The sequence below is a fragment of the Microthrixaceae bacterium genome (assembly GCA_023957975.1).
GTDB lineage: Bacteria > Actinomycetota > Acidimicrobiia > Acidimicrobiales > Microtrichaceae > JAMLGM01.
This window is the reverse complement of record JAMLGM010000004.1, coordinates 413,779-422,205: the sequence shown is the minus strand read 5'-3', so window position 1 is coordinate 422,205 and position 8,427 is coordinate 413,779. Positions and strand designations below refer to the sequence as shown.

The 8,427-nt window shown below is 65.1% G+C and carries 7 protein-coding genes and 1 tRNA gene; 7 read left to right on the top strand and 1 reads right to left on the bottom strand.

Annotation, left to right across the window (positions count from 1 at the left end):
* The 7 genes from M9952_08715 to M9952_08685 all read left to right on the top strand — a co-directional run.
* On the top strand, nucleotides 1-780 hold a 780-nt coding region (locus tag M9952_08715), incomplete at its 5' end, for an HNH endonuclease (GenBank protein MCO5313000.1).
* Between the two features lie 79 nt (nucleotides 781-859).
* Entirely contained in the window at nucleotides 860-2,353 is a 1,494-nt protein-coding gene (locus M9952_08710; protein MCO5312999.1) for a DUF512 domain-containing protein, read from the top strand.
* Between the two features lie 124 nt (nucleotides 2,354-2,477).
* The gene (gene der / locus M9952_08705; protein MCO5312998.1) at nucleotides 2,478-3,854 is read left to right on the top strand and encodes a ribosome biogenesis GTPase Der; all 1,377 of its coding nucleotides are present in this window, start codon (nucleotides 2,478-2,480) and stop codon (nucleotides 3,852-3,854) included.
* A gap of 36 nt (nucleotides 3,855-3,890) precedes the next feature.
* Nucleotides 3,891-4,967: a serine/threonine-protein phosphatase gene (locus M9952_08700; protein ID MCO5312997.1), complete on the top strand. Its 1,077-nt coding sequence runs from the start codon at nucleotides 3,891-3,893 to the stop codon at nucleotides 4,965-4,967.
* A gap of 77 nt (nucleotides 4,968-5,044) precedes the next feature.
* Nucleotides 5,045-6,565: an acyl-CoA carboxylase subunit beta gene (locus M9952_08695; GenBank protein ID MCO5312996.1), complete on the top strand. Its 1,521-nt coding sequence runs from the start codon at nucleotides 5,045-5,047 to the stop codon at nucleotides 6,563-6,565.
* A 107-nt stretch (nucleotides 6,566-6,672) separates the two neighbouring features.
* Nucleotides 6,673-6,879 carry a hypothetical protein gene (locus M9952_08690; GenBank protein ID MCO5312995.1) on the top strand — a complete coding sequence of 69 codons (207 nt, stop codon included), beginning with the start codon at nucleotides 6,673-6,675 and terminating at the stop codon, nucleotides 6,877-6,879.
* Nucleotides 6,880-7,000: 121 nt separating this feature from the next.
* Nucleotides 7,001-7,077: transfer RNA gene (locus M9952_08685), tRNA-Pro, on the top strand.
* 69 nt (nucleotides 7,078-7,146) lie between these two features.
* Here M9952_08685 and M9952_08680 read toward each other — a convergent pair.
* On the bottom strand, nucleotides 7,147-8,400 hold the full coding sequence (locus M9952_08680; GenBank protein MCO5312994.1) for an amidohydrolase: 1,254 nt from the start codon (nucleotides 8,398-8,400) through the stop codon (nucleotides 7,147-7,149).
* Nucleotides 8,401-8,427: the final 27 nt, after the last annotated feature.

Genomic DNA, 8,427 nt, shown 5'->3' with positions numbered 1-8,427 from the left:
TCGGGTAACTACCGGCCAGGAACCGCCGAAGTCACCATCATCTTGCAGGCCGACGAACACGGCCAACCACGCGCGTATTCGCCTACGGGCGATCCACTCACCGCGGACGTGATCGAACGCATGATGTGTGACCCAGAACTACGCGCCGTCCTGTTGGACAGCCTGGGCCAACCGTTGGATGTCGGCCACTCCGTCCGGTTGGCGACCGACGCGCAACGCGCCGCACTCGCCGCACGTGACGGGGGTTGTTGTTTCCCCGGCTGCGAAGCTCCCGCACACCACACCGAAGCCCACCATGTCCGACACCACCGCAACGGCGGTGCCACCGCGGTGAACAACCTGGCGTGCCTGTGCCGACACCACCACGGCCTGGTGCACCGCGTCGGCTGGGCCATGCACATCACCACCGACGGATGGACCCTCTACACCCACCCGTGCGGCATCACCATCTGGGGACAACAACACGGGGTACAACGCCAAGGCCCCATCCCCGAAGAGTTGAACACCCAACCCGAACCACCGATTCGGCCCAAAGTGAAAGTCCGTGGCGGGACCGTCGACCTGACCGAAGCGATCGCCACCATCCGGCGCCGCTACGACCGCATGGCCGCCACCCCCAACACCCGCATGTACCGACCCCACGACGCCCGCCGGTCAAACACAGGCCGAAACTCGGGCAGGACCGGACGAACCGGTAGAGCGACGAGGGCCGGGCGCCCCACAGTCGGGCAACTCTCCCTCACCCCGACCAAACCACCCCAACCACCGATACGCCAATGAACCGACGGTGACCCAGGCCGTCCAGAAAGGCCGTCCCGACAGGCCATCTCGTAACCGCAGGCACTACCCTTGGGCAGCGATGTCGACTGCTCGAGTTGTCGCTGTTGTGCCCGGCAGCCCGGCCGAGGCGGGTGGCGTTGCCGTTGGCGACCTGTTGACGGCTGTCAACGGTCAGCCGATCCGCGACGTCATCGAATACCGCGTGCTCACCGATGACGCCGAGGTCTGCCTGGCGATCGACCGCGGAGGTCTGCAGTTCGACCTCGACATTCGAAAAGAAGACGGCCAGCACCTCGGTATCGAGGTGGACTCGGCTGTATTCGACCGCGTACGCACCTGCGACAACCACTGTGAGTTCTGTTTCATCTACCAGTTGCCGAAAGGCATGCGGCGAAGCCTCTACCTCAAAGACGACGATTACCGCCTGTCGTTCCTGTACGGAAATTTCACGACCCTCACCCGCTTTACCGAAGCCGACCTGGAGCGGGTCATCACCGAGAATCTGTCGCCGCTCTACGTTTCGATTCATGCAACCGACCCGCTCGTGCGCAACGAAATGCTGCGCAACAAGCGCGGGGCCATGAGCCTTCGGTGGCTGCGCCACCTGCTCGACCACGGTATTGAGATCCATGGGCAACTCGTGGTCTGCCCAGGGCTGAACGACGGCGACGTGCTCGAAGACACCCTCGCAGGTGTGCTCGATCAGTACCCCGAGACGGCCGACGTGGCCGTCGTTCCGCTCGGACTGTCGAAGTTCAACAAGGAACCACGCATGCGTCTCCACACGCTTGAGGAGGCCCAGCGGGTCGTCGACATCGTGGGGCAGTGGCAGGAGATCTTCCTCGAAACCCTTGGGCACCGCATGGTGTACGCCGCGGATGAGTACTACCTGTTGGCCCAACGTCCATTTCCTCCAGCCTCGCACTACGCGTCGTTCGGGATGCATGAGGATGGGATTGGCATGGCTCGGGCCTTCGAGCTCGAGTTTCTCGGTGAAACCGATGAGGCGATCGGAGTGCAGCCCGGGTTCTTCAACTGGGTCGACGGTGCTCCGGCCGAGGGGTATCGCGCCCCGCGCTTGGCGGACGACTCGTCATGTGGATCGGGGCTGAGCACACCAGGTCACGCCCCTGCCGGTTCTGCCGGTCCTGCCGGTCCTGCCGGTCCTGCCGATCTTGTCGATCTTGTCGATTCTGCCGTTTCGGCCCAGCCGGTCACGATCGGGCGCCGCAGGCCGGGCCGGGATGCTCCGATCGGTGTGCTCACCGGCAGCTATGGCATGGACGTGCTAGGTCCGCTGATCGCTGGGATCGGGCGCGACGACGTTCGTCTCATCGAGGTTCGAGCGGAGTACTTCGGGGGTAACGTCGGGGTGGCGGGGCTGATGGTCGGTGAGGACCTGCAACGGGCGCTGTCGGCGGAACCCGTCGGTCACCGCTATCTTCTTCCCGACGTTTGCCTGTCGGGTGGGCGCTTCCTCGATGGTCTCACCCCTGATGACCTGCCCCGTGACGTTGAGATCATCGCGACCGACGGAGTGGCCTTGCGGGCGGCCCTCCAACGAGCCACCTAACCGAGACGCTTCCACCATTTTCCGCCGCACCCGCCGACGCTGCTGCCAGACAACCGCCGACTCTGCTGCCAGCCAACTTGTGAGCGGCTCCCGGCACCCGAACCGAACCGAATCGAATCGAACGATGATGACCGACACGACTCCCACAGCTGACACGACTGCCGCCCCCACGACTGCCACCCCCACACTGCCCACCGTCGTGATCGTCGGCCGACCCAATGTCGGCAAGTCAACCCTGATGAACCGCATCATCGGCAGGCGCGAGGCCATCGTGCAGGAACTCCCCGGCGTGACCCGAGACCGAAAGGTCGTCGATGCCAACTGGAACGGTCGTGATTTCCTGCTCGTCGACACCGGGGGTTGGCTCGCTGGAGGGACCGAACTCGACCAAAAGGTATCCAAGCAGTCGGAAAAGGCGCTGAGCGAGGCGGACGTGGTCCTGCTCGTCGTCGATGCCACCGTCGGGGTGACCGACGACGACACCGAGGTGTCGCGTCTGCTTCGCAAGGTCGATGTGCCGGTGATGGTCGTGGCCAACAAGGTCGACGACACGGTGCACGAGGCCGGAATGTGGGACCTCATGTCGCTCGGCCTCGGCGATCCGTTCCCGATCAGTGCACTCCACGGCCGAGGCACGGGAGACCTGCTCGACCGCGTCGTGACGTATTTCCCCGAACTTCCCGACCCAGGCGACCTCGACGACCTCGACGATGATCTCGACGATCGAGACGCGCTCTTTTCGGTGGCGTTGGTCGGCCGTCCGAACGTGGGCAAGTCGACCCTGTTCAACCGTCTCATCGGAGAGGACCGCTCGGTGGTCCACGACATGGCCGGCACGACCCGAGATTCGGTCGACACCGTCGTCGAGACCGAACACGGTGCGATCAAGTTCATCGACACCGCTGGCATGCGCCGCAAGAGCCGCATCGACGATGGCACCGAATACTTCTCGATGGTGCGCGCCCTGCAATCGGTTGACGAGGCCGACGCCGCGCTGTTGGTCATCGACGCCACCGAGGGAATCACCCATCAGGATCAGCGGCTGGCAGAACGCATCGACGCCGCCGGCAGCCCGATCGTCGTGCTGCTCAACAAATGGGAGACCCTCAACGAGGACCAGCGAAACGAAGTCGTCTACCAGCTGACCCAGAAGCTGCACTTTCTCGGCGACTCGGCGGTGCTGCGGATCTCGGCGCTCACCGGCCGCGGAGTCCACCGATTGATCCCGGCGCTCGAAAGTGCGATCGACGCCTACCACCGCCGGGTGCCCACCCGAAAGGTCAACGACGTCATCCGGCGCGCTCAACAGGCGCAACCCGGGCCCCACGGAGTTCGGGTGCTCTATGCGACCCAGGGGGCGATCGATCCTCCCACCTTCACGCTGTTCGCGAACAAGGCGATTCCTCCGCATTACGTTCGCTACCTTGAACGCATGCTCCGAGAGGAGTTCGACCTCGGACAGACCCCGATCAAGATGAGGATTCGCAAGCGCACCGATTGATCGGCTGCCCGACGAACGTATCGAAGCGGTATTCCCATGCTCGCCCACTGGTTTCTCTTCCTGATCGCCGTGCTCGCCGTCGTCGGCGCCACCGCGTGGTTTCGCTCGGCGTTCCTGCGCTATCGAGTGGTCCGCAACATGACCACCAACGACCCCGGGGTACGCACCCTCAGCCAAACCACCGTGTTGCACCAGGTCCATACCGGGGTCGTGTACGTGGTGATCGCCGGGGCCGCCCTCGCCTCGCTGTTCACCGATGACGTTCGGGCCTGGTACCTCATCGGAGCGATTTCGGTTCCGGCACTGTTCAGCCTCTGGGCGGCGCAGTTCTCCAAACGCGACGCTCGTCTGAGCGAAGAGCGGGTGCGGGTCGAACAGCGGGCCCTCGAAATGCTGGCCCAGAACGACTCGGCGCCGCAACGGTGGGCCGAGCGCCTCGCCCCGGCCGAACTCATCGACACCCCGGGCTACGACATCGCGGTCGTTCACGAGGCGGTGGCCGGCGTGATGTCGGGCGACCTTGTCGACGTGTTTCGGCTGCCCTCTGGACGCGTCGGGTGTGTGGTCGGCGACGTGAGTGGCCACGACGTCGAGGCGTCGATCACGGCACTGCAGACGAAATTCCTGTTGCGCTCCTACCTGCGCCGCTACCGGGATCCGGGGCAGGCGCTCGAAGAGCTCAACCGGCAGGTTTCCGACTACGAACGGCCCGAGGAGTTCGTGTCGCTGTTCGTCATGATTTTCGACGAGGAAGCCGAGGTGATGCGCTACGCGTCGGCCGGGCACCCCGCAGCATGGATGCTGCACGACCGCGAACTGAGCGCGTTGCCAGCCACCGGTCCGATCCTGATGATGAACCCCGAGGCGACCTTCCAATCCCGCGAGATTCCGATCGTCAAGGGCGACCTCGTGGTGTGCACCTCCGATGGCATCGCCGAGGCTCGCGACGGCTCGAACTTCTTCGGAGAGGACCGGGTGGCCGGCATGATCCGAAAGATGGAGTCCGCCACGGCCGAACAGGCGAGCCGCAGTTTGGTGAATGCCGCACAGGAATTCGTCGCCGGGCCCCTTCAGGACGACGTCACGGTGTTGGCGGTCCGCCGAGCGGACTGAGCTCGGCCGGCCCAGCGGCTCGACCTGCGACGGAGCGGACTGGGCGCCGGGCCGAGGAGTTCTGCGAAACTCAACGGATGACCAACCCGTTGTCGATCGCCCGCGAACGAGCCTCGAAGGGCAACCTGCATTCCCAGGCCGACAAGCTCGCAGGGCAGAACAAGATGTTCGTGCGCGACCGCATCGACCTGCTGTGTGACCCCGGCACCTTCGTCGAGGATGCCCTGCTGGCCAACGCCATGGCCCAGGACCTGCCGGCCGACGGCGTGGTCACCGGGGTGGGAGAGGTCGACGGACGGCCGGTGATCGTCGTGGCCAACGACCCGACGGTCAAAGCCGGGTCCTGGGGTGCTCGCACCGTCGAAAAGATCGTGCGAGCGACGGACCTGGCGTTGCGCGACAACCTGCCGATCTTCTGGCTCATCGATTCGGCTGGGGCGCGGATCACCGACCAGGTCGAGCTGTTCCCTGGGCGGCGCGGCGCCGGACGCATCTTCTACAACCAGGTGCGCCTGAGCGGAAAGGTTCCCCAGATCTGTTGCCTGTTCGGCCCCTCGGCCGCCGGGGGCGCCTACATCCCGGCGTTCTGCGACATCGTGATCATGGTCGATGGCAATGCCTCGATGTACCTGGGTTCGCCTCGCATGGCCGAGATGGTGATCGGCGAGACCGCGAGCCTCGAGGAGACCGGTGGGGCCCGGATGCACTGTTCGGTGTCGGGCTGCGGTGACAACCTTGCCGTCGACGACGCCGATGCCATCGACCAGGCGAAGGCGTATTTCACCTACATGCCCTCGTATTGGCGCGACGAGCCGCCCGAGTACGAACCCGCGGCGCCGGTTCGTGAACTCGATTCGACCGTCGTGCCGGCCGAGGAGACGATGGGTTATGACATCCACACGGTCATCGACGCACTGATCGACGCCGAGAGCTTCTTCGAGGTCAAGGCGCTGTTCGCTCCCGAGTTGGTGGTCGGGTTCGGTTTGATGGAGGGGCGTCCCGTCGGCTTTGTCGCCAACAATCCGATGATCAAGGGTGGGGTGCTGTTCACCGACACCGCCGACAAAGCTGCCCGGTTCATCTGGTGCTGCGACGCCTTCAACATCCCGTTGGTCTTCCTTGCGGACGTTCCGGGTTTCATGATCGGCACCGAGGTCGAGCGTCAGGGCATCATCCGCCACGGCGCCAAGATGATCACCGCCGTGAGCGAGGCGACGGTTCCCAAGATCTCGGTGGTGCTGCGCAAGGCGTACGGTGCCGGCCTCTACGCCATGTCCGGGCCAGCGTTCGAGCCCGAGGCGACCATCGCCTTGCCCACCGCGAAGATCGCGGTGATGGGGCCCGAGGCGGCGGTCAACGCCGTGTTCGCCAACAAGATCGCGGCGATCGAAGACGAGGTCGAGCGCGACGCGTTCGTCGCCGAACAGCGACGCATCTACGAACAAGACGTCGACCTGCTGCGCCTCGCCTCGGAGTTGGTGATCGACGCCGTGGTCGACTGGGGCGACCTGCGGTTGGAGATCATCCGTCGGCTTGACCGGGCAAAGGGCAAGACCCGCGAATTCAGCGACCGACGTCACGGCGTGCCGCCGGTGTGACTGGATGGCGTGCCGCCGGTGTGACTGGATGGCGTGCCGCCGGTGTGACTGGATGGCGTGCCGCCGGTGTGACCGCGATATGGCGGCAGTAGTAAACATGGCCAACGATGCCCTGGTGCGATGACTGCGATCACTTCTACACGCCAAGCACGCTCAATGCGCAGGGGCAGTGCCCCAACGGTCACCAGGTGGTCGACCCGAGCGAAAGCGAACCCAACGAAAAGCTGCCGTGGCACTTCTGGCTGCTGGTGATCGCCCTGGTGTTGTACCTCGGGTGGAGGGCCATCCAGGGGATCGAATGGCTCCTGGGCTGAGGGTTGTAACGACCTCAAGCTCTTGACTGGGGGTCCAGTAGTCGCAGGTTCGTCGCAGGTGACCGTGTCGGCTACAGTTACTCCCCGGCACGGCGCCCATCGGGTGCCGAGTCGAGGAATACGGGCTGTGGCGCAGGTTGGTAGCGCGCTTGACTGGGGGTCAAGAGGTCGCAGGTTCAAATCCTGTCAGCCCGACCAATTGCGGCGGAGAACCAGCGGCGGCGGAGAACCAGCGAGTTCGCCGCGAGCACCCGGTGCCCCAGCGGGTCAGCGCCCGATCCAGCTTTCAGCCGCCACGAGCAGCGCCTCGATCCCGGTGCGGATCGTGGGGTGCTGGCTCGGAGCGAACCGGGGGGAGTGGTTGAATGGAACCTCCTCTTCGAGGCGTCCGCTGTTGAACGCCTCGATCCAGCGCTCCTTGTCGTGGCCGCCGGTGAACCAGAACACCTGTGGGCATCCTGCAGACTCCGCGAAGTAGCCGAAGTCCTCAGACCCGGTGGCCTTGGGGGCCTCCATCGTGTTCTCGAACCCGAAGTGGCTCTGGAATCGCGAGAACACCGTTGCGGTCTCGGCCTCGGAATTCGACAGCACCGGGAAGTGGTAGAGGTGTTCGACCTCGGGGTCCTTGGGCGCTCCGCAGGAATGGGCTTCGCCGTGGGCGATCCGGTCGATCGAGGCCAGCACCTTGTCGCGCACGTAGTCGGAGAACGTCCGGACGTTCACCTTGAGTTCGGCCCGGTCGGAGATGACGTTCTCCTTCGTGCCGATACGAACGGTGCCGACCGTGACGACCGCCTCCTCGATCGGCGCCACCTCGCGGGAGACGACGGTTTGGAGCTTCATGATGGTCGAGGCCGCCATGATGGCCGGGTCGACGGTCATCTGCGGCGAGGAACCGTGTCCGCCGCGCCCGTGAAGCGTGATCTTCACCGCGTCCGAGGCCGCCATCGCCGGTCCGGCGCGCAACAGCACCCAGCCGGCCGGTGCTGGTGCGAGGTGCTGGCCCAGGCAGACCTCGGGGGTGCCGAAGCGTTCGAAGAGTCCGTCGTCGACCATCCGCTTCGCCCCGGCCCCGAATTCTTCGGCCGGTTGGAACACGATGAGCACCTTGCCCGACCACAGGTGTCGGTGCTCGACGAGCCACGTTGCAGCACCGATCATCCACGTCGCGTGCATGTCGTGGCCACAGGCGTGAGCGACGCCGACCTCCTGGCCCTCGGTGTCTCGGGCGACGACGGTGGACGCGTACGGCAGCCCGGTGTCCTCGGCGACGGGCAGCGCGTCGATGTCGGCGCGCAATAACACGGTTGGTCCCTCACCGTTTTCGAGCACCCCGACCACGCCTGTGAGCCCGACACCGGTCGTCGTGTCGTAGCCGAGCGCTTCGATCCGCTTCGCCAGGATCTCGGCGGTGCGCACCTCCTGGAAACTCAACTCGGGGTGCTGGTGGAGGTCCTCGTACAGCGACGACAGGTCCTCGAGCAACGCGTCGATCGAGTCGAAAGTTTCGGCGAATGCCATCGTGGTCCTCCCCGGGCCGCATCGATG

What these genes read in the sequence shown, in the direction of transcription:
- M9952_08710 (MCO5312999.1), top strand. Translation starts at nt 860, where the DNA reads ATGTCGACTGCTCGAGTTGTCGCTGTTGTGCCCGGCAGCCCGGCCGAG.
- der (MCO5312998.1), top strand. Translation starts at nt 2,478, where the DNA reads ATGATGACCGACACGACTCCCACAGCTGACACGACTGCCGCCCCCACG.
- M9952_08700 (MCO5312997.1), top strand. Translation starts at nt 3,891, where the DNA reads ATGCTCGCCCACTGGTTTCTCTTCCTGATCGCCGTGCTCGCCGTCGTC.
- M9952_08695 (MCO5312996.1), top strand. Translation starts at nt 5,045, where the DNA reads ATGACCAACCCGTTGTCGATCGCCCGCGAACGAGCCTCGAAGGGCAAC.
- M9952_08690 (MCO5312995.1), top strand. Translation starts at nt 6,673, where the DNA reads ATGCCCTGGTGCGATGACTGCGATCACTTCTACACGCCAAGCACGCTC.
- M9952_08680 (MCO5312994.1), bottom strand. Translation starts at nt 8,400, where the DNA reads ATGGCATTCGCCGAAACTTTCGACTCGATCGACGCGTTGCTCGAGGAC.